The sequence below is a fragment of the Rhodococcus sp. ACPA1 genome (assembly GCF_002300195.1).
GTDB lineage: Bacteria > Actinomycetota > Actinomycetes > Mycobacteriales > Mycobacteriaceae > Rhodococcus_F > Rhodococcus_F opacus.
The window spans coordinates 961,276-984,115 of sequence record NZ_NSDX01000004.1 but is presented as its reverse complement, the minus strand read 5'-3'; the positions used below and the strand labels follow the sequence as shown (position 1 = coordinate 984,115).

Genomic DNA, 22,840 nt, shown 5'->3' with positions numbered 1-22,840 from the left:
GCTGTGAAGAGTTGATACTTCGCCGCGCTACGGGCTCTGGGAGGATCGGGTGATGCTCTCGCCCTGGGTTCGCCTCGCCGCCGCGCTGTTCGCGGTCAGCTGGGGTGCCAACCAGTTCGCCCCGATGCAGCTCGTCTACCGCGAACATCTCGGTCTCGGAAACGGCTCGTTCACCGCGATGCTCGCGTCGTACGTCGTCGGGCTGGTGCCCGCCCTGCTGTACTTCGGGCGCGTGTCCGACCGGTTCGGCCGGCGCGCGGTGATCCTGCCCATGATCCCCGTCGGCATCGTCTCCTCCCTCGTGCTGATCGCCGGCGCCGCCGTCCCCGACCTGCTCTACCTGGGGCGGGTGCTGGCCGGACTCGCCTCCGGCATGGCGTTCGGCGCCGGAACCGCCTGGATGAAGGAACTCAGCTCCACCGCGCCGTCCGGGGCGGGTGCGCGCCGCGCCGCCGTGTCGTTGTCCGCGGGATTCGGCTGCGGGGCCCTGTTCGCCGGCGTGATCGCGCAGTGGCTCCCCGCCCCCGAACTGCTCCCGTACCTGGTGCACATCGCGTTGATGCTCGGTGCCCTGGCGCTGGTGTGGGCGGTTCCCGACGTGCGGGTCCGGGCGACCGACCTCACCGCGAAACCCCTGTCGGTGCTGGCGACGCCTCAGTTCCGGTGGGGCATCGCACCCTGGGCGCCATGGGTGTTCGGTGTGGCGACCGTGTCGTTCGCAACCCTTCCACCGCTCGTCTCCGAGTCACTGCGCTCCACGTCGGTGGCGTTCACCGGACTCGTGGCGGCGCTGACCCTGATCACCGGGGCGGTGATCCAGCCGTGGGCCACACGGTGGTCGCAGCGGGGAGACGCCGCCGCCGGGATCCGGGTCGGCATCATCCTCGGGGTGCTGGGCTTCGGCGCCGCGACCGTGGTCGCATACACGGACGGTGCGCTGTCCGTCGCCGCGATCGTCGTCGCGGCCTTCCTCCTCGGATCCTGCTACGGCATCCTGCTCGGTTCCGGTCTCGCGTCGGTCGAAAAACTGGCACCGGCAGACGAACTCGCACAGACCGTGGCGGTGTTCTACTGCCTGATCTACGTCGGCTTCGCCGTCCCGTTCGTCATGTCACTTCTCGCCCCGCACCTCGGTTACGCCACCTGCTTCGTGGGGGCGGCACTGCTGATGCTGCTGTCCGTGGCAGTGGGCCGGAAGGTGAAGGACCGGCACCTCACCCACACGTGAGTGGCGAAGCGTGCCCGGGCACACTTCGCCACTCACCTAGGGAGGGTCCTACCGTTCGGTCGCGCCGCACTCACCGCACGCGGGCACCAGCGCCTCACTGCGCGGCCGTGCCGCACCGGCGGGCGACCGCACCGGAAGCAGCGGCGGCCACGGCCAGTGCTGCCCGAGGCGGCCCCGTGCGCGCAGGAAGCCGAGACCGAGCACGAGCCCGAAGATCAGGTGCCCGCTCAGCGACAGCGTGATCGTCGTCGGCGTGAGCGGGAACATGTCGTGCTGTCCGTGTGGCGACAGGGCGACCGTTCCGATGAGCCCGGCCCACACCGGGAACACCGCGAAGGTGACGAACGCGAGGAGGACGACGCGGCGTGACCGATGCTGGAGGCCGAGCGCGAGGGCGATGAGGAAGAAGGCGATTCCGATGCCGCCGCCGTCGCCGAGGTACCGCCACAGGTAGCCGACGATCGCGCCGGTCCGGGTGTCGGTTCCCGAGTGCAGCCACGTACCCATTTTCGGAATGAAGTCGCCCCACAACCCGAGCAGATACACGGTGTCGAGGCGGAAGACGTCGTAGGCCAGACACGCGAACATCCCCCAGCCGAGGCCGTGGCCGACGATACGGTCGATCGGGTGCGGAGCGAACACGCACAACACGGCGAGGGTGGCGGCGAGCGGAATGATCACCAGCGCACCGGTGGCATTCATCGGCACGACGCCGAACACCTGCGCCGAGATCGCGAGCAGCGGTAGTGAAGCGAGCAGCAGGTACAGGCCTATCCGCGCGAAGGCCCAGTGGTGACGAACCTCTTTGTGGACGGATTCGACGGCGGGCAGGGCCGCGCCCGGCGGATCGTGTTCGTGGACGTCGGGGACGGTGGCACCGAGGATGCGGGGCATGGGGGTTCCTTTCGGTCGAGGGGTTTCTCTCCGAGTGGTCGGTTATCGAGATCCCCAGCGTCCGTCGAGTGCCCGGCATGCGAATAGTCCCCCGAGGGGTGGTGATAGCCACCCCTGCACGCACCGTATGCGCCCCGTCAGTAGGCGCGCCCGAAGATCACCCGCTTGCCGTACGCCGACGCCGCGCCACATCGCACGCACACACCGGTCTCCGGTTCGCCGCCGAGCGGAACGCATCGCGGGGTGGCAGCGGTGAGGGACTTGATCTCCTCCTCGCACGCGGCGATCCCGCAGTGCAGTGCCAGTGCCCATCCGGTCGAGACCGCGTCCGCGAAATCCTCCCAGTTGTCGACGGTTCGAGTGTGGTCGTCGCGGAACGCGGTGGCCCGAGCGAGCAGGAAGGCCTGAAAGTCGTCCAGGACCCCCGGCATGGTCTCGGGCAGGGAGTCGATCGGCACGGCCTGCTTGCCGTCGTCGCCGAGTCGTTTCACCATCATCACGGTGCCGGCCTCCAGATCTCGCGGGCCGAACTCGAGCCGGACCGGGACGCCGCGCAACTCCCACTCGTTGTATTTGAACCCCGGGGTGAGCTGGGGGCGGGCATCGACAAGGGTCCGCACCCCTGCCGACCGCAGGCGGCGGGCCAGCTCGTCGGCCGCTTCCTCGACCGCGACGTTGCCGCCGCGGGTGATCGGCACGATCACCACCTGATACGGCGCCAACCACGGCGGCAACACCAGGCCCTTGTCGTCGCCGTGAGTCATCACGATGCCGCCGACCATCCGGGTACTCATTCCCCAGGACGTCGTGTGACACAGTTCCTCTCGACCCGCCTCGCTCGTGAAGCGGATGTCGAACGCCGACGCGAACTTGGTGCCCATGTAATGCGAGGTGCCGGACTGCAGCGCACGGCCGTCACGCATCATGCCCTCGATCGTGTAGGTCGCCACCGCACCGGCGAACCGTTCACCGGGCGTCTTCTCACCCGGAACGACGGGGATCGCGGCCAACTCACGCGCCACCTCGTGATAGATGTCGAGCGCCAGCATCGTCTCACGGCGGGCCGCCGCCTCGTCGACGTGCGCGGTGTGGCCCTCCTGCCACAGAAATTCTGTGGTGCGCAGAAACATTCGCGGACGCAGCTCCCACCGCACCACATTCGCCCACTGGTTCAACAGCAGCGGCAGGTCGCGGTGCGAGCTGATCCACTTGGCCATCATCTCGCCGATGATCGTCTCCGACGTCGGCCGCACCACCAACGGTTCTTCGAGCTCCTTCCCGCCGGCGTGGGTGACCACCGCCAGTTCCGGGGAAAACCCTTCGACGTGTTCGGCCTCCCGGCCTAGGTAACTTTCCGGAATCAGCAACGGGAAGTATGCATTCTCGTGACCGGCATCCTTGATGCGACGGTCGAGCTCGGACTGCAACAGCTCCCACAGCCGGTACCCATACGGTCGGATCACCATGGTGCCCTTGGCCGGACCTCGGTCCACGAGGCCCGCCTTGAAGACCACCTCGTTATACCAGGCGGCGAAGTCCTCACTCTGGGCTGTCACGCCACGCTCATCCCGTGCCATGCCCACACAGACTACTCGGGAGGATCAGCCGTCCGCAGCTGTCGAATGACGAGTTCGGGTGCAGACTGTCCGAGATCGCCCTCGCCGCACCGGTGAGGACAGAAAAGGGAGGCCAGATGACCGCAGCGCATGCCGTCTCGATCGCGGTGACCTTCACCTGACTGGGAATGGTGCTCGCGATCTCGTTCCTCGAGGCGCCGCTGAAGTTCCGCGCACCCGGGGTGACGGTGCCCCTCGGATGGGGGATAGGCCGGCTCGTGTTCCGTGCACTGAACGTGACCGAGGTGGTCTGGGCGGCACTGCTCGTTGCCGGGCTCCTCATCGACGGGCGACCTACCCGAGTGGTGGTGGCAGGAGCGACGGCCGTCGCGGCGCTCGTGGTCCAACTCGTCGGTGTTCGCCCCCTGCTGACACGTCGATCCGACCGCGTCCTCGCCGGTGAAGACGCCCCGTTACCTTATTTACGGTCCTTCACAGAAGGGCTACGGTCGCCAGACCCGGTATGACTCCTTGCCCCTGTCTCTCGCATGATCCGGGGGGTGGTGTCGCCGGGTGTGGTGGCGTCGACGGACCGCTGATAGGGACACGGCCAACCGAAATTGGGTAGGTCTCTTTGTAACGTGGGTGCCGGGCGTCGATGCCGGATCGGCGACCGGCCGACCGAGACACAAGGGACGACCCCTGAATGGACTCGAACTATGCGGTGTACTGCGGCATCGACGTCGGCAAAGGCGAACACCACGCCGTCGGACTGACCGCCGCCGGAAAGAAGATCTACGACAAGGCGTTGCCGAACGACGAAGCGAAACTGCGGGCGGTCTTCGACCGCCTGGCCAGCCACGGATCGGTGCTGGTGGTCGTCGACCAACCCAATACGATCGGCGCCCTGCCGGTCACCGTGGCCCGCGTAGGCGGCCACGAGGTCGGCTACCTGCCCGGACTGGCGATGCGCCGCATCGCCGACCTGTACCCCGGACAGGCGAAAACAGACGCCCGAGACGCGTTCATCATCGCCGATACCGCCCGCACCATGCCGCACACCCTGCGCCGGGTCGATACCGGCGACGAGGCCCTCGCCGAACTCGAGGTCCTCGTCGGATTCGACGACGACCTTGCCGGTGGGGCCACCCGGGTCAGCAACCGCATCCGAGGCCTGCTCACCTCCATCCACCCTGCCCTTGAGCGGGTCCTCGGCCCCCGCATCACCCATCCGGCGGTGCTCGAGATCCTCTCCCGCTGCGGCGGGCCGGCCGGAATCCGGCAGGCCGGCAAGCGCAAGCTCACCGCGATCGCGGTCAAGCACGCACCCCGAATGGGCGCCAGGTTGGCCACCGACATCCTTGCCGCCCTCGACGAGCAGGCCGTGGTGGTGCCCGGCACCGCGGCCGCCGAAACCGTTCTCCCCAAACTCGCGGATTCACTGAAAGAGACCCTGTTACAACGCAAAGCGGTCGCCGCGGACGTGGAGAGGGCCCTCGATGACCACCCTCTTTCCCCAGTCCTGACCTCGATGCCCGGCATCGGCGTCAGGACGGCAGCTCGGATCTTGATCGAGGTCGGCGACGGCTCCGCCTTCCCCTCCGCCGCCCACCTGGCGGCCTATGCCGGCATCGCACCGGTCACCCGAAAATCGGGATCCTCCATCCGTGGCGAGCACCCCACCCGCTCCGGCAACAAGAAACTCAAACGCGCCCTGTTCCTGTCCGCCTTCGCCGCCCTCCACGACCCCACCCCCCGTTCTCACGCGCACCACGTCTATATCGGCCTGGAAACCGGCAAGGTCATTGCGTTGCTGGTGACCGAGATCGTGTTGCTCGGCGTTTGAAGGCGGCGACCTGTGGCGGCAGCCTCCCGATAGCTCCGCGACTCTGCTCGACCGGGGCTGGTCGCGTGCCGCACGTGCTGAGCCCGCGCGTTCGGGATTGCCGTCACCCATGCTCACTTTGGTTTTCCTTCAATATCATTCGCACTGCCGCCAGGGCATGATTCCTTCGCACACGAACCTCGCCCGTAACTGGAGCGCAGTTGATCTCAGCTTCGTCACCGGTGCATGGCTGACTGCCGCCGGTAGCGCTGAGGGCCGTTGCGCCGATACACAGGATGGTCGGGGAGCTATCCCGAAAGGTGCAGTCATGATCGGTGTTGTGTTCGACCTTCCGGCAGGTATCGGGGACGTGACGTTCTGGCCGTGGACGTGGTGGAACTCGTTCGCGACCTGGTGGAATCAGTTCTAGAGGAGTTGGTGATGATTGGACTATTGCCGGACCTGTTCTCGGCGAATCCTCTCGAGGAGGGCGTATGGCCACTGATACTCGAGTGGAACAACTTCGTCCGTTGGTGGAACCCGCTCTGACACCCCGCCGAACCGCGTCACACAGAACTGTCGCCCGAGGCGAGAATGGGATCTAGTCGGTGTCAGTATCCGACAGCCATTCGCACGGCGTTCGTGGGTCCAGCCCCTCTGCGGACGGTGTCGCTGTCCTCGGTAGCTGGGCGATCACGTCGAGGTGCTGCGGCGTCACCTGCAGGACGTACGCGGAGCGTGGAGCGTCGGACCCCCGAGCGGCAATTACGACGATTGTCTCTCTTCGACGACCCAGGCCGCGACCTGTGCTCGCGAGGTGAATCCGAGTTTGCTGAGTATGTGTTCGACATGTCCCTGAGCGGTGCGTTGTGAGATGACGAGTCGGGCGGCGATCGCCTTGTTGGTGAGGCCCTCGGCGATCAGTTCCGCGACCTGCTGTTCGCGTTTCGTCAAGGTGGCGGGACCCGGGGACGTCGGCTTTCGGGGGTGCTCCTCGAGCGCGTAGGAAGCAGCGGAAGTGAGATCCATAGCCCTGCCGTGCTGCCGGGCCTCCTCGAAGGCGTGTTCGGTGAGCATCCGGCGGGCGGACCGCTCGCATTCGTCGTGATAGACGAGCAGGTCGGGAACGAACACGGAAGGGCTTCCGGCAACACGACCGAGCGCTTCCGCGGCTCCCATCAGCGTGCCGGCACGTCGAGGGTCACTGGTTCCGGCGATCCAGGCGAGTACTTCGACGCAATTTGCGCAACCGACCGGGTCGTCGACGAGTCGAGCGAGCCGCACTCCTTCTTCGAGTAGGTCGGTTGCGCGACGCTGATCACCCAGTCGCCATTGTGCGACGGCCATGGCCCACAGTGCGTAGGACCGATAGACGGATTCACCGTGAGCTTCCGTGATCGCGAGAACTTCCTCGTAGCATTCGACAGCCCGGTGGGGTTCGGTGTCGGCCAGTTGATACGACAATCCCAGCAGCGTCAGTGACTCGATCCGCAGTGCGAGATCGTTCTCGGCTTGTCGCAACACGGGCTGTGCCCGCTCCAGACGTGACGCCGCGCGCGTGAGATCGCCGGTGAACAATCCGACGATGCCGTCCGCGTGGTCGACGATCGCGTGCGCTATCGGGTCGGTCATCTGATCGGCGAGGATCCGCGCCCGCTCGACAAGGGCAGCACCTCGCTGGTGGTCCTGCTGCTGTTCGGACATCAGGCAGTCGGCGTACAGCGCCCGGATGTAGGTGATGGTCGGGCGTTCTTTCCAGAGTGACAGGAATTGGTCGAGCCAGCGCCTCGCCTCGCTGAGCTGGCCTCGCGACCCCCAGAGCTGCAACAAGGGTGTAGCAATCTGTAAACCGGCGTCGGCATCGCTTTCGGTGAGGCAGAAATCCATCGCGTCCCGCAGATTGGGCTGCTCACTGCTGAGTCGCTCCATCCACTGGAGCTGCCTGGGACCGATGAACTCGTCCTCGGCGGTGCGAGCCAGCTGGCGGTACCAATCCCGGTGCCGCCGGCGCAGGTCGTGGTAGTCGTCGTTCTGCTGGGCCTTTTCTCGTCCGTAGGCACGGAGGGTCTCGAGCAGCCTGACGCGGACCGTGACGCCGTGCTCTTCGCGGATCGGGATCGACTTGTCGACGAGGGATGCCACCGAGTCCAGTAACGCCTCCGGCGACATGTTCTCCCCGCACACATGCTCTGCGGCATCCAGTTCGAAGCTGCCGGTGAATACCGAAAGTCGTTCCCACGTCCGTTGTTCGAGCGGGGTGCACAGGTCGTAGCTCCAGTCGACGCACAACCGAAGCGTCTGCTGGCGCGAGGGTGCGCCTCGGCTCCCGCGAGTCAACAGCGCATAGCGGTCGGAAAGCCGTTGCAGGATCTGTTCGGGCGACATCGCACGCAACCGCGCCGCCGCCAGTTCGATCGGCAGGGGCAACCCGTCCAACCGGTGACAAATCCGCGCTACAGCGGACTTGTTGGCATCGGTCAACGCGAAGGTCGAGACCGCGGTGGTGGCGCGCTCGGTGAACAGCGACACGGCATCGTAGCGGGGAAGACCCTGGAGCGACGGCTCCCGATCGGCGTCGGGGACGGTGAGTGGGGGCACGCGCAGTGTTGCCTCCCCGGCAATTGCAAGGGGTTCGCGGCTTGTCGCGAGGATGCGCAGATTCGGGTTCTGCTGCAGCAGAACCGTCGCGAGGTCGGCCACCGCGTCGACCACTTGCTCGCAGTTGTCCAAGATCAGCAACAGTTTTCGCGACGACAGGAAGTCCAGCAGAATCTCGCGTAGCGACCGGTCAGTTTGATCCCGCACACCGAGGGTTGCGGCCACCACGTCGATCAAGCGGGACGGAGTATCGACCTCGTCGAGCTCGACGAACCATGCGCCGTCGGCGAACTCGCGGCGGATGCTCGCTGCAAGCCGAAGTGCGAGACGTGTTTTCCCGACTCCGCCGATTCCGGCCAATGTCAGCAGGCGTGACGACGAAAGCAGATTCTTCGCTTCGGCGAGTTCGTGCCTGCGACCGACGAAGCTGGACAGCTCCAGGGGGAGATTCCCCCTCTCGTGGCGGGAAGGGTTCAGGTGAATCCGCTCCTGTGGTGCTGGTTCCGTTTCCGGTGCGGGTCGCACGTGGAGCGCCATGTCGTCTGCAGATATCCCGCGGCGACGTCGGATCTCGCGCAGATTCTCGCCCAGCGCCAGGGCTGAGGGTTGCCGGTCCTCGGGGCGGCCGGACATCGCCTGCTCGATCACGGTAGCGACATCGTCGGCAATGCCGTGATCCCGAAGATCCGGTGCCGGTTCCTTTGTGATGCGGATGAATTGGGCGACCAACTGTTCGCCACTGCGGCGCTCGAATGCGGCGTGGCCGGTGACTGCGCAGAACAGGGTAGCTCCGAGTCCGTATATATCCGAGGCGGGGCTCGGGGCGGCGCCGCCGAGGACCTCGGGCGCCGTGAACGCGGGTGAACCGGTGACGATGCCGGCAGCGGTCTCGAACCCGCCGGATATATGCGCGATCCCGAAGTCCGTGAGCGCCGGCTCGCCATAGTCGGTGAGGAGAATGTTCGCCGGCTTGATGTCGCGGTGGACGATGTCCTCGCCGTGGGCGGCCTCCAACGCGCCTGCCAGTTTCACCCCTAACTGCAGTACGTCGTCCACACCTAACGGGCCGTGCCGTCGGATACGTTCGTCCAGGGAGCCCTGCCGGTGGTACGGCATCACGATGAATGGTTGTCCGCTGTCGGTGACCCCGACCTGGAGGACGTTGACGATGTTGGGGTGGCCGGTCAGGCGGCCCATCGCCCTCTGTTCGCGAAAGAAGCGCTCCCGGTTCTCCTCCGCGAGATCGTTGGTGAGCACCTTCACGGCGACGGTCCGGTCGAGTGCAGGTTGCGTGCACCGGTACACGACACCGAAGCCCCCACGCCCGATCTCCCGGGCGTCGTCGAATCCGGCAGCCGCCAGTTCCGACGCGACTGACGGGGTCACATCGCGATGGGTCTCGAACGGATCGATATCGGACATCGTCCGGATCGATTCATCCGGTCCGCGATATGTTCGATGAAATCTGCACGTTCAGCCTCTCGATGACAGGTTCTCAGGATATCGCCCCGACGGCGTGATCCAGCTGGCTCAACACAAAGGTAGACGTAATCCGAGTCATTCGAGGATGAGCGGGAGTTTCGTCGCCGGCTCGCCGAGATCTGCCTTCTCCGCGTCGGTCGGGCCCCGCCGCCCGGTGCCGACCAGCAGCGCGTCTTTGTCGGAGAACGAGGCGGGGAAGGCGGTCCCGGCGATCTTCTCCAGCATGTCGCGGGACCGGGCGAGGCCCTCTGCGGGCGGTTCCGCCGCGCCCCGGAGGTGGGCGATCAGGTCGAGGTGGTGCAGCGTCGATTCCAAGACGTACGCGGAGAGGTAGTCACCTGCGGTAAGGACCTCGTCGCGGGTGCTGACCCGCAGGTCCGGGTCGACGAGTTCGCCGGCGCGGCCGGCAGCGGAGCCGACGTCGTCGAAGTGGTATTTGAGCAGCCGCGGCTCCTGGTACGCGGCGGCCAGTCGGACGACCAGCGCGTCGAGCGGGTCGTCGCCGGTCGGGGGCGTGTCGGCGAGGTCCCAGTAGGTCACGGCGTCGCGCGTCGGTTCCGTGTCGGCGGGGGTCACGAGGGTGATCAGGACGTCCTGCGCGTCGATGATCAGGTGGCACACCAGATCCCGCACGAGCCAGCCGGTGCAGCCGGACGGCTGTGCGAAGTTCTCATCCGGAAGTTCGGCGACCACCGTGCGCAGCGCCGACCACGAGCGCGAGAAAAGATCCACATCGGCACGGTAGTGCGGGCGTACCGTCGGTGTCATGACCGAGGACAACCAAGTTGCGCCGTGGGACGACATCTACCGAGGCGACGCGGAGGTATTTACGGGACCGGTGCCGTGGAACATCGGTGAGCCGCAGCCCGAGATCGCCGGGCTGATCGCGGAGGGCAAGTTCCGCAGCGACGTGCTGGACGCGGGCTGCGGACATGCCGAGACGTCCCTCCACCTGGCGGCGCAGGGGTACACGGTGGTGGGCCTGGACCTGTCGCCGACGGCCATCGCGGTGGCTCAGGCGGCCGCCGCCGATCGTGGACTGACGACGGCCACGTATCAGGTGGCGGACATCAGTTCGTTCACGGGTTTCGACGGCCGGTTTTCCACGATCGTCGACAGCACCCTGTTCCATTCCCTTCCCGTCGACCGGCGGCGCGACTACCTGCACGCGGTCGCTCGGGCGGCCGCGCCCGGCGCGTCCTACTACATCCTGGTGTTCGCGAAGGGGTCCTTCCCCGAGGGCGAAGGACCGAACCCGGTGACCGACGACGAGCTGCGCGAGGCCGTCGCCGAGTTCTGGACCATCGACGACATTCGCCCGGCCTTCATCCACGCGCTGCTCGGCCCGGAACAGGCCGCCAGCTGGGAGCACGACGAGAAGGGCCGGTCCATGCTGCCGGCGTGGCTGCTGTCCGCTCACCTCGGCTGAGTCGACCGGCAGAAACCCTTACCCGGCAGAACCGTTCGTGCCGGCGGGGCGCAGGAGGAATTCTCCGGCAAGTCGGATGGCTTCGCGTTTGGTGTACCCGGGGTGGTCCGCGACGATGAAGTGGCGGCCGATCGCAAGGCCGAACATGAGGGTGCTGCGTGCCTCGATCTCGTCGGGGTCGGCGACGAAGGTGCCGAACATCTTCCGCAGGAAGTCCATCCGCTCGTTGTCGATGCGCTGCAGCCGCGTCGCGACGGCCCGGTCGTGGTGGGCCCAGGCCCGGATCGCGAGATCGATCCGTTGGAAGTCCTCCGAGTAGGTCAGTTGCCCCACGCGCCGGATTCTGTCGGCGGGGGTGCCGCCTTCGGCATCGGCTTGGGCGATAACGGCTTTGGTGCAGCGACGTTCCCACTCGTCGAGCATCTCGGTGAGCAACGCGGGACGGCCGTCGAAGTAGCCGTAGAACCCGCCCTTCGTCACGCCGAGCTCGGCGGCGAGTGTTTCGACGCGGACGGCGTCGGGTCCTCCTCGTGCGAGGGCGTCGAGGCCCGCCTCTATCCAGCGGGCTCGTGTCGTGCGGGCGACGGCGGGAATCGGGCCACCTCCATTGATCGCGTTCGATGTGTACGGTACCGTATAGATCAAATATACGGTGCCGTATAGATCGGGGACGACAGTGCCACGAATAGCAGAGGCCACCTACATCGAGCAGCCCTGGCGCATCCACGAATTCACGAGAGACTTCGACGTCGAGGACGTGTGGTCGTTCCGCACACCCGGAGCCGGGCCCGATGACTTCCCGACGATGCTCGCCGCGATGCGAGCCGCGGGCGGACCCGCGAAGCAGCCCCGGCTGGTGCGGTTCTTGTTCGCCGTTCGATGGAAGCTCGGGGCACTCTTCGGCTGGGACAATCCGTCAACCGGTGTCGGCGAACGGGTTGCCTCGCTCCGCGACCGCCTGCCCAGCGACCTCCGCGCCGCTCCGCGCGGCCCGGACGACGACGGCATGCCCCTCACAGCGGTGTACGAGTTCGACACGGAGGCCGCCCGCGAGCTGGCGAACAAGACCGTGCACACCGTGATGCATCTCGGCTGGACGACAGGAGCGAACGGCGATTACGAGCTGCAGATGGCCGTTCTCGTCAGGCCCAACGGATGGTTCGGGCGGCTCTACATGACCGCCATCGCGCCCTTCCGGTACCTCATCGTGTACCCGGCCCTGACCCGGCAATGGGAGCGAGCGTGGCGCGACCGCCACCATGCGGAGGCGAGGTAGGCGGCTTGCGGACTCAGCGGCTCACCGCGGTTTCCCGCTCGACGCGCGACAGCTTCTCCGGGTTGCGCACGATGTAGAGCCCGGTGATCATGCCGTCGTCCATCCGCACCGCCACGACGTCGTCGATTTCCCCGTCGAGCCGGACGATCAGCGCGGGGGAGCCATTCATCTGCACCGGCTCGACCGACACCGTGCCGTCGATCCGGGGCAGGCCGGCCGCCAGCAGGCGACCCACCTTGTCGGCCCCCACGATGGGCCGCAGCACCGCCTGCTTGACTCCGCCACCGTCACCCAGGAGGACGACGTCCGGTGCGAGCAGGTCGAGCAGGCTCTGCAGATCGCCCGTCTCGAGCGCCCGCTGGAACGCCTCGAGCGCGTCTCGGGACTCGGCCGGGGATACGACGCCGCGCGGCCGGCGCGCCGCGACATGGGCCCGCGCCCGGTGCGCGATCTGGCGGACGGCGTCCGGGCTCTTGCCGACGGCGTCCGCGATCTCGCCGTACTCCAGAGCGAACACCTCGCGCAGCACGAACACGGCCCGCTCGGTCGGCGCGAGCGTCTCCAGCACGAGCAACATCGCCATCGAGACGCTGTCGGCCAACTCGACATCCTCGGCCACATCCGGCGCGGTCAGCAGCGGCTCGGGCAACCAGGGACCGACATAGGACTCCTTGCGCCTGCTGAGTGTCCGCAGCCGGACGAGCGCCTGGCGAGTGGTGATCCGGACGAGGTACGCACGCTGATTGCGGACCGTGTCGAGATCGACGCCCGCCCACCGCAGCCAGGTCTCCTGGAGGATGTCTTCCGCGTCGGCGGCCGATCCGAGCATCTCGTAGGCAACGGTGAACAGCAGGTTGCGGTGGGCGACGAACGCCTCGGTGGCGGGGTCCGAACGATCGTCCTGGCTCCCGCCGCGATCGTCGGGCGTGGTCTGCGACGTGCCGGCCATGGGTGGCTCCTTCTCACTCTCGACTGTGTCACACACCAGACACCGGGCCCCGCAGTTATGTGACACCAGACGGCAGCCGACCCGTGGTGCCCGCTGCCAAATTACGTGACTTCGAAGTCGCGGCGTGCGCGATTGTCACAAGGATCGGGTCGCCGGCATCTCATGTTCGTCCAGAGCAACACAACACCACGAGTGAGGACGAAGTCATGGACGCCCGATTCAACCTGTTCGACAACGAGATCGCCATGAAGTTCGGCAAGCGGTTCGCCAATGCCGCCCTGGTGATCGACCAATCGCCGCTGCCGAAGGCCACCCAGCACCTGGTCGAGATCCGGGCAAGCCAGATCAACGGCTGCGGCTTCTGCACCGACATGCACACCAAGGACGCCACGGCCGCCGGGGAGACCCAGGTCCGGCTCAACCTGGTCGCAGCCTGGCGCGAGGCCACCGTGTTCACCGAGGCCGAGCGGGCCGCGCTGGCGCTCAGCGAGGAGGGCACCCGGCTCGCCGACGCCCACCACGGGGTGTCCGACGAGACCTGGGCCCAGGTGCGCAAGCACTACGACGACGACCAGATCGCCGCGCTGGTCTCCCTGGTCGCCCTGATCAATGCCGCCAACCGGATCAACGTGATCGTGCGCAACCCGGCGGGTTCCTACGAGCCCGGCATGTTCGCCAGTATGACGAGCTGACCGGCAGACGACAGCCCCCTGACAACGAGTACTTGACCCTGACACAGTGACAAGGACTCGAATGGTCGACGAAGGAGGTGGTTGTCGTGAACACAACCAACCACGGTGGGCCGAATGCCCACCTCGTCGACGCTCTGGCCGCAGCCGACCCGTCAGGTCGGCTGCGGGCGGCGCTCTCTGCAGGCACACGCCCCGATCCCCGTCTCACGGATACCCTCGTCGATCGGTGTGCCGTCGAACCGGATTTCTTCGTCCGCGACATGCTGACCTGGGCATTGTGCCGCCTGCCGACCGAACTCACGGTGCCGCGACTGGTCCGAGAGCTCGCGTCCGACTCCGCGCAGGCCCGCAGTCAGTCGCTGCACACCCTGTCCAAGATCGGGGACCGGCTCGCCTGGCCCGCGGTGTCGGCACTGCTGCACGACGAGCACGACGAGGTCGCGCGCAGTGCGTGGCGGGCGGCCGTGGCACTCGTGCCGCCCGGCGACGAGGCTGCACTCGCGGCCGATCTGGCGACCGAACTCGGACGGGGCGACCAGCACCTGCAGCTCAGCCTGAGCCGTGCGCTGGTGGGACTCGGGGACGCGGTCCTCCCGGTCCTCGACGCAGCCGGGACCAGTCCCGATCCGCACATTCGTGCGCACGCGGATGCGACGAGGCGGCTCTGCCACGACCCCGACAGTGGGTTCACCCTCGCGGTCGAGACGGCGAAGCGCGTCGCGGTCGCCGGTCCGGACACGTAGCAGGAGGAGATGGGATGTTGATCGGTGAGGTCTCCCGGCGGTGTGGTGTCAGCACGCGGATGTTGCGCCACTACGACACGTTGGGTCTGGTGAAGCCCACGGGCCGAACGTCCGGCGGCTACCGCGAGTACTCCGCCGACGACATCCGACGGCTCTTCCACGTCGAGAGCCTCAGGACCCTGGGGCTGTCGTTGAACGAGGCCAAGCGGGCACTGGACGAGCCCGATTTCGCACCGGCCGATCTGGTCGGAGACCTCATCCGCCACACGCGCCGGCGGATCGCTGCCGAGGAGGAACTGCTCGGCAAACTCGAACGCGTCGACGCCGCCTCGCCGGCGGAGTGGGACGATGTCCTGCGGATCGTCAGTCTGCTGCGTGCGCTCGAGTCGGAATCCGCGGCCCGTCGTCAACAAGCGATCCTGTCTCAGAACGGGACGGCGTCGCTGCCCGTCGAAGTGCTGGTCGAAGCCATTTTGTCGGAGGACGACCCGAATGTGGCCGGAGCACTGCAATGGTCGTTGGCGCGGGTCGCCGGCCCGGGACTCGCGGATCTGGCCGACGGTCTCGACGCTGAGGAGGCCGACGTCCGGCGTCGCGCCACTGCCGCGATAGCGGCAATCCACACCGCGGAGGCAACGGCACATCTGAGACGAGCCCTCGATGATCCGGACGCCACGGTCCGCGGGTACGCAGCCCTCGCTCTCGGCTCTCGCGGAAACGTCGACTCGATACCCGCCCTGATCGAGCTGGTCGTCGAGGGGCGGCGCGATGTCGAGGCCGCCGAAGTGCTGGGCCTTCTGACGACGGTCTCACCCTCGGCCGACGACATCGTCCGGGCCCTGCAGGACACGCTCGACGACGCCGACGACGCGCCCACGCGGTTGCGGATCACGCAGGCCCTTGCCGAGATTCCCGGCACGGCGGCGCGGCGGGCACTCGACGGGCTGACCCATGACGGCGACCGGACGATCGCGTCCACCGCGGCGGCGATCCTGAACACGCTGGACCGCGGACGAACCCGACGCCGCCGATCGGGCAGCGGGACGGGAGAGATGGTGGACGGCACACGGTCACCCAAAGTTACTGGTGCATGACAGCATTCGTAGTCGACCCCGAGTCGGCGACGGTCCGTGGCCGAGACCGAATTTTCTTCAGCCCATTGCGGTCTTCGACCGATTGACGGCCGGCTGTTGCGGGTAGTCGGATTCGGGGTTGGTTCGCACCGGGCATGCCGATCTGGAGGTACGCCGGGCAGCCAGTTCCGGACGCTCGGCGTCGACCGATGATGGCCGATGCGGGTGAAGGGAGTCGACGATGATGACCCGATTGCAAGTCGCGGCAGCGGTGGTCGTGGGCTATTGGCTGGGCCGAGCGCACCGGAAGAAACTGGGACTGCTGCTCGCGGCGGTGGGTGCCGGTCGCCTCGCAGGCGGACCCCAGGAGATGGTGGACCGGGCCGCAAAACTGCTGCAGACCTCGCCCGAATTCGCCGAGCTCAGTGAATCGGTGCGTGGCCAACTCCTCGACGCCGTGAAAGTGGCGGCCATGACCGCCGTCACCGCCCGAGTCGACGCACTCAACAATCGGCTGCTCTCCGGCAGCGATGCGGTCCTGGAGACCGCCGAAGACCTGGTCGAGGACACCGCGGGCATGGCCGGAGACGTCACCGACGACACCGTGGACACCGTGGAGGAAGCCGCCGACGACACCGTGGGCACAGTGCGCAAACTCGCGGACGACACCGTGGGCATGGTGGGCGCGCTGGGACGCAGGAAACGACCGAAGAAGGCACCGCCGTCGGACGACGTCGACGACGAGGCGTCAGCGGAGGCCGAGGACGAGGAGGAGGACGAGGAACGACCGGCGCGGCGACCTCCCCGCAAACGAAGCACCCCGGCGAAGACCTCCGGTAGTCGAAAGCGAGGAGCACAGCGATGACCACAGCAGGCGGCGGCCCGAGTTCCAGCAGCCTGGCCGATGTCATCGACACCATCTTGGACAAGGGCCTGGTCATCGACGCCTACGTGCGGGTCTCACTGGTCGGTATCGAACTGCTCACCATCGACGCCCGCGTCGTGGTCGCCAGTGTCGACACCTACCTGCGCTTCGCCGAGGCGGTGAACCGACTGGAGATCGGCAGCGAACCGAAGGGCCTGACCGACCTCGTTTCCGATGTGAAGGGCAGCGGCAGCACGAAGTCCAAGACCAAGGGTGCACTCGAGGCCGTGGGGGAAACGCTCGGTGAGTTCCTCGGCGGATCGGAAGCCGAACGCGAACCCGAGCCGCGCCGGAGACGAAAGTGATCCGACGACACTGACGTGGCCGCGCCGGCGCTCAGGCCGATTACATATTGCTGTTCCTGATAGGAGACGACCACAGCCGGGTACGTTCGTGGCATGGGTGACGAGGCAATCGACCCCGAAGTGGCATATGGAGCCCTTTCCGCCGGCGCGCGCCTCGCTCTGCTGCGAAACCCCGAAGGCATCATGCCGCCGCAGTTCATCGGGCAGGTGATGGCCGTGTGTGGGCACTCCTGCGTCGCGGGGATCAGTGGTGGAGCTGATTCGGTACCGCAGATGGCTGTTCTACAGGGGCCGCTCTCCGAATACCTCTCCCAGTGCAGGTATGTGCTGGACGCGTGGTGGAATTCCCTGACGCCGCAACTCCGGGCGGTCATCAGGTGTCGCGAAGCGGTGCCCGAATCGTTGACACTGCAATTACCCAAACACACGCCCTGGACCGCGGTGTCCGCGCCGTGTTCTCACCTGTTGGTGCGCGACTATCTCGAATTGCAGGCAACGGGACTCGAACTGATGTAACCAAGGCGGTCAGTCGGGGATCTTCGCTCCTGAAATGACGTCTGGTTCGTATTCGTCGTGGCGGCGCAGCCAACTCATGAAGGGGTCGTCGCCGCGGCGGGGTTCTGGTTCCCAGTCTTCCTGGCGGCCGCGCGCGGTGAGGTCGAGCCAGTGGTAGGTGCCGAGCAGAATCTCGGTGGAGCGCGCGTAACCGGAGTAGGTGTGGAAGATGCGCTCACCCTGCCGGAGGAAAGCACTGACGCCGTGCTCTTCGCCGCACCAGCCCTTCCATGCGGGGTCCAACCGTACGAGCTCGGCTTCGTCCTTGTAGTTGTATTCGACCGGTGCGACCGACGCGTCGAGGGTGACGTGGAAGTCGTAGTTGAAGTCGCTGCCGTGCGAGGAGTACCAGGGGAAGGTCCAGCCCATGCGCCGGCGGTACTGCTCGAGTTTGTTCAGCGGTGCGCGTGACACGGCCGCGAACGAGGTGTCCCGGGCGTATAGGTGCTCGAGGTTGCCGACGTTGTCCATCGTGAACGAGCAGGAGGGGCATCCTTCGTCGGCGTCGGGTTCGAACATGAAGTGGTAGATCAGGAGTTGACTGCGACCGTCGAACAGATCTGCAAGTCCGGTCCTGCCGTCGGGGCCGTCGAAAACGTAATTCTTGGCGATTTCGACCATCGGTAGCGCGCGCCGGGCGGCGTTCACCCGATCGCGGTGGCGGGTCAGCTCCTTCTCCTGTGCGAGTAACTCGCGCCGCGCGATGAGCCACTGCTCGCGGGTGGTGACCTGTGGATCGGACGCTGTCATAGTTCGTCTCCTCTCGAAGGGCACCTGCAATCGTCTCAGGCGACACTTGGCGGTGGCTAGCACCAAGACCGGGAACAACTGATTCGCGGTCCGCCCTTCGGTGCAGGATGCGAAGCTGAGTGTGTGAGTGGCGCACTTTATCCGGCGGTGGAACCGTACGAAGCCGGGTTTCTCGATGTCTCCGACGGCCATACCCTGTACTGGGAGACCGTCGGAAACCCCGAGGGGACGCCGGTGCTGTATCTGCACGGGGGGCCGGGATCTGGGTGCACGCCCGGTGCACGCCGCTTCTTCGACCGAATGCTTTTCGTGCGGTGTTGTTCGACCAACGCGGATGCGGGCGGAGCCGCCCACTGGCCACCGGTCCCGACACCGACCTATCGACCAACACCACAACACATTTGACGGAGGACATCGAACGTCTGCGTGCGCATCTGGGGATCAGGTGTTGGGTAGTGGCCGGGGTGTCCTGGGGTGTGACCTTGGGTTTGGTCTACGCCCAACGACATCCGGAGCGTGTTCTCGCGATGGCGCTCGGAGCGATCACGTCGGGAACCCGAACCGAGATCGACTGGATCACCCGTGACATGGGTCGGATCTTCCCCAGGGAGTGGGAGGAGTTCATCGCTCCCGTGCCGGTCGGCGAACGGCACGGGGATCTGGCGGCCGCGTATGCGCGCCTCCTCGCCGACCCCGACGCGGCAGTGCGCGAGGAGGCGGCGAGGAGGTGGTGTGCGTGGGAGGACACCCACGTGTCGTTGATGCCGGGATGGGCTCCGAGCCCCCGATACGAGGACGCAACGTTCCGGATGATCTTCGCCAGATTGGTGACGCACTACTGGAGCCACGAGTGCTTCCTCGTTCCGAACCAGATACTGGACGGAATGAGCCGTCTGGCAGGTATCCCGGCAGTTCTGGTCCACGGCCGCTTCGATGTCTCGGGACCGTTGGACACGGCCTGGAAGCTCTCGCGGGCCTGGCCGGAGAGTCGACTCGTCGTGGTTGACGATGCCGGCCACGGTGGAGGTGGGTTCAGCTCCGCGCTGGTGGCCGCCTTGGACTCCTTCAGCCGGCCATGATCGCGGCCTCAGAGAGCGTCGGTCCACGTCACGTACTCGTGAGGATGACGAGTTGCTGGGTCGCCCGGGTCATGGCGACGTAGCGGTCGACGGCCCCTTCGATCCCCGTGCCGAAGGTGTCCGGGTCGACGAGGACGACGAGGTCGAACTCGAGCCCCTTCGACAGCTCCGGGGTCAGCGACCGGATGCGGGATGTTGCCCGGAACGTCGGATCGCCGATGACGCAGGCGATCCCGTCGGAGTTCGTTTCGAGCCAGGTGTCGAGGATCGAGTGCAGATCCGAAGCAGATCCGTGTAGGACGGGGATGTCGTTGCTGCGGATGGAGGTCGGCACGTTGGCGTCCGGGAGGACGGCTCGGATGACCGGCTCGGCTTCTGCCATGACCTCTTTCGGCGTCCGGTAGTTGACGGTCAGCGAGGCCAGCTCGATCCGGTCGAGCCCGATCCGCTCGAGCCGTTCCTGCCACGACTCCGTGAACCCGTGCCGGGCCTGTGCCCGGTCGCCGACGATGGTGAAGCTCCGAGACGGGCAGCGCAGCAACAACATCTGCCACTCGGCGTCCGTCAGTTCCTGCGCTTCGTCCACGACGACGTGCGCGAACGTGCGGTCGAGCAGGTCGGGGTCGGTGCTGGACATCGCAGCTTCGTCGACCAGCATTTCCTGCAGGTCCTTCTGCCGCAGCTGTGTCATCAAACTTTCACCGTCGTCGTAGGCATCCGCTGCGATCAGGTCGTCGATGACCTTGGACCGCTGCTCGCGTTCGGCGGCGACGGCGGCGTCGTGGCGACGCCGGCGTCGTGATTCCTCCGGGTCGCCGAGCCGCTGCCGTGCTGCGTCCAGCAGCGGCAGGTCGGACACCGTCCAGCGTTGGGCGTCCGGGCGTTGCAGCTTACGAACGTCGTCGGGGCTGAGCCAGGGAGCGCACTTGCGCAGGTAGGCGGGCACCGACCACAGGTCGGCAACGAGGTCGGCCGCCTCGATCAGGGTCCACGCGTTGTCGAGGATCGTGCGTAATTCGTCGTTCTGCTGCAACGACTTCCGGAGCTGGGCCACCGGAACGTCACCGTCGTGCTTGTCGATCAGGATCGTGAGCAGCAGCTCCCAGATCTGCTCGCGCGCCTCGTTGTGCGGGGTACCGGGTTCCGGCGCTTCGAATGCCTCGGTCCAGTCGTCGGCGCTCAGCCAGATGTCGCACCACTCGGTCGCGACCGTCATGCCCTCGGTGGGCGGCTCCTCGTAGAACGTGACCGCCGCGTCGATGGCCTTCACCAGATCCGCGGACGACTTCAGGCGGGCCACGTCGGGGTCGGTTTCGACCTTCGCGGTGGCGCCCTCGGCGACGAGGTCCTTCAGGGTGCAGAGCTGCACACCCTCTTCTCCGAGGCTGGGCAGGACATCGGCGACGTAGGCCAGGTAGGGCTCGTGCGGACCGACGAACAGCACGCCGTGACGGAGTCGGGGGTCGGAGTAGAGCAGATACGCGGCGCGGTGCAGCGCGACGACGGTCTTGCCCGTACCCGGCCCGCCGTCGACGACGAGGGCGCCACGCGATCCCGCGCGGATGATGGCGTCCTGGTCGGCCTGGATGGTGCCGAGCACGTCCCGCATCCGGGCCGACCGGTTGGTGCCCAGGCTGGCGATGAACGCGGACTGGTCGTCGAGCGCGGCGTTCCCCGCGAACCCGTCCGGGGTGAACACCTCGTCCCAGTAGTCGCTGATCCGGCCGCGGTTCCAGCGATACCTGCGGCGGCGGGCCAGGCCCATCGGATTGCCGTGGGTCGCACCGAAGAACGGCTCGGCCACGGGGGAGCGCCAGTCGACGAGCAGTTGATTGCCCGCCCGGTCCATGAGGCCGAGTCGTCCGATGTACACGGGCTCGGGGTTGTCCGCGCTGACGAAGTGCCCGAGGCACAGGTCCAACCCGTAGCGGCGCAGGGCACGCAGCTCGGCGTTCAGCCGGTGGACCATCATGTCCCGCTCCATCGCCTCCTGGCCCAGCCGGCGGGGCGCCTTGCGTTCGGTGTCGATGCGGTGGTCGAGGTCGGCGATCGACTGCTCGAGGCTTTCCGCGATGGCCGCGAAGTGCAGCTCGTCGTCGGCGATCAGCGCCGGGTCAGCCTTGGGTGCGAGGTGGTCGGGAAGGTCGAACGCACTGGTAGTCAGATTTTTCATGTCATCAGCTCCGATCTGAGGTTCGGGCGATCGTGTCGAGCAGCAACGTTGCGGCGACCGCTGCCCCGTCGGTACGGATCGTGCCCGCCACGGCAGCCGCTCGTGCTCCGGTCGCGGGGGTCAGGGCCGTCGTGAGCGCGGTCGACAGGGACTCGACGGTCGGAACCGGACCGTCGTGCGCCGCGCCGATGCCCAAGTCGGCCACCCGGCCGGCCCAGTACGGCTGGTCCGCCGCCTGCGGCACCACCACCTGAGGTGCGCCGGCCCGGGTGGCCGTCGTCGTCGTCCCCGCGCCGCCGTGGTGCACGACGGCGGCCACCCGGCCGAACAATGCCTGCTGGTTGACCTCGCCGACGACGAAGCAATCGTCGACGTCGTCGATCAGGGCCAGGTCGGCCCAGCCGCGCCCGACGAGTGCGCGGCGGCCCTGCGCGCGGATCGCCTCGATGGCCACCTGGGCGGCGTCCGTCGCCGCGTGCAAGGGCATGCTGCCGAAGCCCACGAACACCGGTGGTGTGCCTGCGTCCAGGAACGCCACCACGTCGGCCGGGAGTGGGCGGTCATCGGGCAGGATCCATGCGCCGGTCTGCACGACGTCGAGGTCCGGCGTCTCCTGCCACGGGTCCAGGGTCGGGTCCGTCGCCAGCCACGGCCGGTCGCCGATGACGTAGTCGCGAACGTTGTCCACCGGGGGCAGGCCGATCGACGCCCGGTTGGTGTCGAGCGCCTCACCGAACAGCGCATCGATGCTTTGAGCGTCCAGGTCCCACAGCACCCGGTTGTCCGTCACGTCCGGCGGGAACGCCCGGCCCGGATATGCCAGCGGCCGCCGATGCGGCGACGGCAGGGTGAGCTGCTGGAACGTCACGGACACGGAACGGATGCCCAGCTTCTCGGCGACCGACAGTGCTCCGGCCGCGGCCGGCATCGCGCCGGTCGCCACCAACGCGTCGCATCCCTCGGCCGCCGCGGTGACTGCGTCGAACTGGCCGGCGATCAGCTCGGCCGCGCGCCGGGGCAGGTCCGCCGCCGACGGCGCCGCAGTCGTCAGCGCGCGCGCCGACCGGCCGACGGGCACCATCGACACACCGACCCCGGCCAGCCGCTGCGCGAAGTCCTCGTCCGGCGGCGCGCACACCCGCACCTCCGCGCCGAGTTCCCGCAACCGCACCACGAGTCCCACCAACGGTTCGACATCCCCACGTGACCCATACGTCGACAACAACACACGCAATTCGCGACCCCCATTTCCGCAGGTTCTGGCTTCGGCCGGTAATTGTGCGGCACCACCCGGGCCTTGCCGCAAGC

At 67.1% G+C, this 22,840-nt stretch carries 18 protein-coding genes and 3 pseudogenes; 12 read left to right on the top strand and 9 right to left on the bottom strand.

Going from position 1 to position 22,840, the window contains the following annotated elements; genetic code table 11:
* The first annotated feature begins 52 nt into the window (after nt 1-52).
* Nucleotides 53-1,228 (top strand): MFS transporter, encoded by a 1,176-nt coding sequence (locus CJ177_RS22540; RefSeq protein ID WP_095868626.1) that lies wholly within the window; start codon nt 53-55, stop codon nt 1,226-1,228.
* Nucleotides 1,229-1,276: 48 nt separating this feature from the next.
* On the opposite strand, the gene CJ177_RS22535 is transcribed toward CJ177_RS22540, so the two are convergent.
* Nucleotides 1,277-2,122: a hypothetical protein gene (locus tag CJ177_RS22535; protein WP_095868625.1), complete on the bottom strand. Its 846-nt coding sequence runs from the start codon at nt 2,120-2,122 to the stop codon at nt 1,277-1,279.
* A 137-nt stretch (nt 2,123-2,259) separates the two neighbouring features.
* Nucleotides 2,260-3,699 carry a proline--tRNA ligase gene (proS, locus tag CJ177_RS22530; protein WP_095868624.1) on the bottom strand — a complete coding sequence of 480 codons (1,440 nt, stop codon included), beginning with the start codon at nt 3,697-3,699 and terminating at the stop codon, nt 2,260-2,262.
* Nucleotides 3,700-3,866: 167 nt separating this feature from the next.
* Between proS and CJ177_RS22525 the strand changes: the two are divergent.
* Together CJ177_RS22525 and CJ177_RS22520 are read left to right on the top strand one after the other, a co-directional pair.
* Nucleotides 3,867-4,151 (top strand): annotated as a pseudogene (locus CJ177_RS22525) (hypothetical protein); the annotation flags it as partial.
* Between the two features lie 233 nt (nt 4,152-4,384).
* Nucleotides 4,385-5,443: pseudogene (locus tag CJ177_RS22520) on the top strand (IS110 family transposase); the annotation flags it as partial.
* Between the two features lie 825 nt (nt 5,444-6,268).
* Here CJ177_RS22520 and CJ177_RS22515 read toward each other — a convergent pair.
* Entirely contained in the window at nt 6,269-9,523 is a 3,255-nt protein-coding gene (locus CJ177_RS22515) for a protein kinase (RefSeq protein WP_095868622.1), read from the bottom strand.
* Nucleotides 9,524-9,658: 135 nt separating this feature from the next.
* Nucleotides 9,659-10,315: a maleylpyruvate isomerase N-terminal domain-containing protein gene (locus tag CJ177_RS22510; RefSeq protein ID WP_095868820.1), complete on the bottom strand. Its 657-nt coding sequence runs from the start codon at nt 10,313-10,315 to the stop codon at nt 9,659-9,661.
* A gap of 34 nt (nt 10,316-10,349) precedes the next feature.
* On the opposite strand from CJ177_RS22510, the gene CJ177_RS22505 reads away from it, so the two are divergent.
* A complete protein-coding gene (locus CJ177_RS22505; protein ID WP_095868621.1) occupies nt 10,350-11,012 on the top strand; it encodes a class I SAM-dependent methyltransferase in 663 nt (220 codons plus the stop codon).
* Nucleotides 11,013-11,030: 18 nt separating this feature from the next.
* Here the strand turns inward: CJ177_RS22505 and CJ177_RS22500 are convergent, their stop codons facing one another.
* Nucleotides 11,031-11,657 (bottom strand): TetR/AcrR family transcriptional regulator, encoded by a 627-nt coding sequence (locus CJ177_RS22500; protein ID WP_005249270.1) that lies wholly within the window; start codon nt 11,655-11,657, stop codon nt 11,031-11,033.
* Between the two features lie 31 nt (nt 11,658-11,688).
* On the opposite strand from CJ177_RS22500, the gene CJ177_RS22495 reads away from it, so the two are divergent.
* Nucleotides 11,689-12,288, top strand: a complete 600-nt coding sequence (locus CJ177_RS22495) for a DUF2867 domain-containing protein (protein ID WP_095868620.1) — start codon at nt 11,689-11,691, stop codon at nt 12,286-12,288.
* Nucleotides 12,289-12,301: 13 nt separating this feature from the next.
* Here CJ177_RS22495 and CJ177_RS22490 read toward each other — a convergent pair whose 3' ends face one another.
* Nucleotides 12,302-13,237: an RNA polymerase sigma-70 factor gene (locus CJ177_RS22490; RefSeq protein ID WP_061043675.1), complete on the bottom strand. Its 936-nt coding sequence runs from the start codon at nt 13,235-13,237 to the stop codon at nt 12,302-12,304.
* Between the two features lie 206 nt (nt 13,238-13,443).
* On the opposite strand from CJ177_RS22490, the gene CJ177_RS22485 reads away from it, so the two are divergent.
* From CJ177_RS22485 to CJ177_RS22460, 6 genes are all read left to right on the top strand, one after another.
* The gene (locus CJ177_RS22485; protein ID WP_005249267.1) at nt 13,444-13,929 is read left to right on the top strand and encodes a carboxymuconolactone decarboxylase family protein; all 486 of its coding nucleotides are present in this window, start codon (nt 13,444-13,446) and stop codon (nt 13,927-13,929) included.
* Nucleotides 13,930-14,006: 77 nt separating this feature from the next.
* A complete protein-coding gene (locus CJ177_RS22480) occupies nt 14,007-14,672 on the top strand; it encodes a HEAT repeat domain-containing protein (protein ID WP_095868619.1) in 666 nt (221 codons plus the stop codon).
* A 14-nt stretch (nt 14,673-14,686) separates the two neighbouring features.
* Nucleotides 14,687-15,766 carry a MerR family transcriptional regulator gene (locus CJ177_RS22475; RefSeq protein WP_095868618.1) on the top strand — a complete coding sequence of 360 codons (1,080 nt, stop codon included), beginning with the start codon at nt 14,687-14,689 and terminating at the stop codon, nt 15,764-15,766.
* Between the two features lie 223 nt (nt 15,767-15,989).
* Complete coding sequence (locus CJ177_RS22470; RefSeq protein WP_005249264.1) at nt 15,990-16,610, top strand: hypothetical protein; 621 nt, start codon at nt 15,990-15,992, stop codon at nt 16,608-16,610.
* A complete protein-coding gene (gene gvpJ, locus CJ177_RS22465) occupies nt 16,607-16,975 on the top strand; it encodes a gas vesicle protein GvpJ (protein WP_005249263.1) in 369 nt (122 codons plus the stop codon). The genes CJ177_RS22470 and gvpJ overlap by 4 nt, the downstream gene beginning before the upstream one ends.
* A gap of 93 nt (nt 16,976-17,068) precedes the next feature.
* Nucleotides 17,069-17,491, top strand: coding sequence for a hypothetical protein (locus CJ177_RS22460; protein ID WP_005249262.1), 423 nt, complete (start codon nt 17,069-17,071; stop codon nt 17,489-17,491).
* 9 nt (nt 17,492-17,500) lie between these two features.
* Here CJ177_RS22460 and CJ177_RS22455 read toward each other — a convergent pair whose 3' ends face one another.
* The gene (locus CJ177_RS22455) at nt 17,501-18,280 is read right to left on the bottom strand and encodes a DUF899 domain-containing protein (RefSeq protein ID WP_095868617.1); all 780 of its coding nucleotides are present in this window, start codon (nt 18,278-18,280) and stop codon (nt 17,501-17,503) included.
* Between the two features lie 123 nt (nt 18,281-18,403).
* Here CJ177_RS22455 and pip point away from each other — a divergent pair.
* Nucleotides 18,404-19,359: pseudogene (gene pip, locus CJ177_RS22450) on the top strand (prolyl aminopeptidase).
* A 28-nt stretch (nt 19,360-19,387) separates the two neighbouring features.
* Here pip and helR read toward each other — a convergent pair.
* Nucleotides 19,388-21,532 (bottom strand): RNA polymerase recycling motor ATPase HelR, encoded by a 2,145-nt coding sequence (gene helR, locus CJ177_RS22445; protein ID WP_095868616.1) that lies wholly within the window; start codon nt 21,530-21,532, stop codon nt 19,388-19,390.
* A gap of 4 nt (nt 21,533-21,536) precedes the next feature.
* Nucleotides 21,537-22,766: a glycosyltransferase gene (locus CJ177_RS22440; RefSeq protein ID WP_095868615.1), complete on the bottom strand. Its 1,230-nt coding sequence runs from the start codon at nt 22,764-22,766 to the stop codon at nt 21,537-21,539.
* Between the last annotated feature and the right edge of the window lie 74 nt (nt 22,767-22,840).

Excerpts from the sequence above, each read along its gene's own strand:
- gvpJ (WP_005249263.1), top strand. The coding sequence starts at position 16,607 with ATGACCACAGCAGGCGGCGGCCCGAGTTCCAGCAGCCTGGCCGATGTC.
- CJ177_RS22455 (WP_095868617.1), bottom strand. The coding sequence starts at position 18,280 with ATGACAGCGTCCGATCCACAGGTCACCACCCGCGAGCAGTGGCTCATC.
- proS (WP_095868624.1), bottom strand. The coding sequence starts at position 3,699 with ATGGCACGGGATGAGCGTGGCGTGACAGCCCAGAGTGAGGACTTCGCC.
- CJ177_RS22475 (WP_095868618.1), top strand. The coding sequence starts at position 14,687 with ATGTTGATCGGTGAGGTCTCCCGGCGGTGTGGTGTCAGCACGCGGATG.
- CJ177_RS22535 (WP_095868625.1), bottom strand. The coding sequence starts at position 2,122 with ATGCCCCGCATCCTCGGTGCCACCGTCCCCGACGTCCACGAACACGAT.
- helR (WP_095868616.1), bottom strand. The coding sequence starts at position 21,532 with ATGAAAAATCTGACTACCAGTGCGTTCGACCTTCCCGACCACCTCGCA.
- CJ177_RS22460 (WP_005249262.1), top strand. The coding sequence starts at position 17,069 with ATGGGTGACGAGGCAATCGACCCCGAAGTGGCATATGGAGCCCTTTCC.
- CJ177_RS22505 (WP_095868621.1), top strand. The coding sequence starts at position 10,350 with ATGACCGAGGACAACCAAGTTGCGCCGTGGGACGACATCTACCGAGGC.
- CJ177_RS22485 (WP_005249267.1), top strand. The coding sequence starts at position 13,444 with ATGGACGCCCGATTCAACCTGTTCGACAACGAGATCGCCATGAAGTTC.
- CJ177_RS22490 (WP_061043675.1), bottom strand. The coding sequence starts at position 13,237 with ATGGCCGGCACGTCGCAGACCACGCCCGACGATCGCGGCGGGAGCCAG.
- CJ177_RS22515 (WP_095868622.1), bottom strand. The coding sequence starts at position 9,523 with ATGTCCGATATCGATCCGTTCGAGACCCATCGCGATGTGACCCCGTCA.
- CJ177_RS22470 (WP_005249264.1), top strand. The coding sequence starts at position 15,990 with ATGACCCGATTGCAAGTCGCGGCAGCGGTGGTCGTGGGCTATTGGCTG.
- CJ177_RS22540 (WP_095868626.1), top strand. The coding sequence starts at position 53 with ATGCTCTCGCCCTGGGTTCGCCTCGCCGCCGCGCTGTTCGCGGTCAGC.